General features: G+C 42.4%; 3 protein-coding genes. All 3 read left to right on the plus strand.

Annotation, left to right across the window (positions count from 1 at the left end; all coding sequences use genetic code 11):
• On the plus strand, positions 1–608 hold a 608-nt coding region (locus MOB01S_RS11885; RefSeq protein ID WP_066805792.1), incomplete at its 5' end, for a Slam-dependent surface lipoprotein.
• Positions 609–816: 208 nt separating this feature from the next.
• Entirely contained in the window at positions 817–1,617 is an 801-nt protein-coding gene (locus MOB01S_RS12905) for a lytic transglycosylase domain-containing protein (RefSeq protein ID WP_066805795.1), read from the plus strand.
• 111 nt (positions 1,618–1,728) lie between these two features.
• The gene (gene htpX, locus MOB01S_RS11895) at positions 1,729–2,631 is read left to right on the plus strand and encodes a protease HtpX (protein WP_066805798.1); all 903 of its coding nucleotides are present in this window, start codon (positions 1,729–1,731) and stop codon (positions 2,629–2,631) included.
• Positions 2,632–2,661 lie beyond the last annotated feature (30 nt).

Here is a 2,661-nt window from a genome sequence, read left to right on the forward strand (position 1 = left end):
CCACAAACCCTGGAACCACAAACCCTCAAATCTCTGGTGAAGTCAGTATTATTGATGATAAGGTAATTAGTATCAATGGTGATAACATCAAAAAAATTAACGTCAATGGCAAAACCTTTGACCTAAGCTCACCAAATTCTTCAACCAATTTTAGTAAAACCAGTGTTGACGGCATAGAAACGCACGCCAGTGGCACACACATCAAATATGCCAAATACGGTTTTATTATTGATGGGTATGATGCTGTTGATTATTTATTTTATCAAGGTGAAAAAACCCCGATCGCCAACATACCTAATTCAGGCACTGCCAATTATATTGGTCAATCTTTATACATTTGTGGCGATTGCGATGACGAAGCGATTCAAGGCACGTCCAAATTTAGTGTGGATTTTGGCAAAAAGACCTTGTCAGGCTCTATCAGCAATACACAAGCATCTGACATTGCTCTAAATGCCACCATTTTTGGTAATACTTTTACTGGTACAAATGACGCAGGCACAAAAACTCATGGGGCATTCTTTGGCGACAAAGCCCAAGAAGTCAGTGGCATTTTTAATAATGACAAACAAGATTTTGCAGGTGCATTTGGGGCAAGCAAGCAATAATATTTTTATCAAAACAAAACTTTGCCAAATTGGGGTGGGGTTTTGTTTTGATACATTTTGTCACAATATTACCCAAAACCCTACATTATGTATAAAAATGTGATTAATTTGATGTATTATTTCTAAATGATGGTATTTAATACATCAATTCCCCCATTTGGAGTTTTTGTGGTATAATGGCTAAGTATCTTTATTATCTTGTATCATTATGAAAAAAACGCCTTATTTATTGGTTGCCATGCTTTTTAGCCAAGTCGCTTTTGCAGGTAATGTTTATGTATATAAAGACAACAATGGTCAAAACTTTTTGACCAACGTCCAACAAAATACCAGTGGCACCAACAAATTTACCCAAGTTAGCGTCACTTATTATCCTGATACCAAGCTACATTCTGCTGGCGACATTCCTGTCACCTATAACCCCACCACTTCTGCCACTCCCAGCAGTAGTGCCAACCGTGACCGTTATGATCATCTGATTCGTTCGGCTGCCATGCGTCATGGCGTTGACCCTGCACTGGTCAAAGCAATTATTCACACCGAATCTGCCTTCAACCCAAATGCTCGCTCACCCGTTGGTGCAATGGGACTCATGCAACTCATGCCTGGCACAGCTCGTGATATGGGTGTAGCGAATGCGTGGGATCCTGCACAAAACATCGAAGGCGGTGTCAAATATCTAGCATGGTTACAACGCCAATTTACCAACCGCAACCACGTCATCGCCGCCTACAACGCAGGTCATGGCAACGTCAAAAAATATGGCGGTATCCCACCTTTTCGTGAGACCCAAAATTATGTCCGTTCGGTGAGCAACCGTTATGCCACACTATATGTATATGATGCCAATATCCGCATCAACAACCACACCACCCAACTGGCAATGAACCAACAACAACCCATTCAAACCCAGCCTGTTGTCTATGGCAACTACAATAACCAAAATTTTGCCACTCCCCAAAACCCATCTATCAGTAACAATGCAGGTCGTATTCATATCAGTCGTTGATTACACTTAGCCAGTTACAAAACAACCACCCAACGACACGAATTGTTATCAAGTCGTTGGGTGATTTATTTTATAATCATAACTTTATCATTGATTTTAAGGAATTATCTTATGATGCGAATTGGTTTATTTTTATTAACCAACTTAGCAATTGTTATCGTTGCCAGTCTTGCTTTCACCATTTTATCCAAAGTTTTTGGACTTGGTAGCATACATGGCTCGGGTGGTTATGTTACCCTTGCCGTTATGTGCTTTTGTTATGGCATGGTAGGCTCGCTCATCTCACTGTTTTTATCCAAATGGATGGCAAAAAAGAGTACAGGCACAGTTGTTATCAATCAACCCAATAATGCCACCGAACAATGGCTTATTGAAACTGTTGCCAAACAAGCCCAAGCGGTCGGTATCAAAATGCCCGAAGTGGGAATTTTTGACAACGCCCAACCCAACGCCTTTGCCACAGGCTGGAACAAAAATGACGCACTGGTCGCCGTCTCCACAGGACTACTACACACCATGTCAGCAGACGAAGTTGAAGCAGTGTTAGCCCATGAAATCGGACACGTTGCCAATGGCGATATGGTTACGCTCGCCCTCATACAAGGTGTAGTAAACGCCTTTGTGATGTTTTTTGCTCGTGTTATCGCCATACTCGTGGACAACGCCCTCTCAGGCAACAAAGAAAACAACCAACCCGGTGTGGCATACTTCGTTACTAGCATGGTCATGGATATTTTACTAGGCTTTTTGGCAAGTGCAATCGTCATGTGGTTCTCTCGCCTGCGTGAATATCGTGCAGACGAAATGGGGGCAAGGCTTGCCAGCCGTGACAAGATGATTAGTGCCTTAAACGCCCTACGCCCTGCCGAATCTCGTCCCGACCAAATGCCCACATCAATGAAAGCCTTTGCCATTTCAAGTGGACAATCGCAAGGGTTTAGTATTGCCAACCTATTTCGTACTCACCCCACCTTAGATGAGCGGATTGGTGCTTTGCAAAAATTACCCGCCTAATAAAAAATCCCCAATTTGGGGATTTTTTAT

It is taken from the genome of Moraxella oblonga NBRC 102422 (genome assembly GCF_001598275.1).
Taxonomy (GTDB): domain Bacteria; phylum Pseudomonadota; class Gammaproteobacteria; order Pseudomonadales; family Moraxellaceae; genus Moraxella; species Moraxella oblonga.

Bases quoted from the DNA above. Each gene is read 5' to 3' on its own strand.
- MOB01S_RS12905 (WP_066805795.1), top strand. From the start codon at position 817: ATGAAAAAAACGCCTTATTTATTGGTTGCCATGCTTTTTAGCCAAGTC.
- htpX (WP_066805798.1), top strand. From the start codon at position 1,729: ATGATGCGAATTGGTTTATTTTTATTAACCAACTTAGCAATTGTTATC.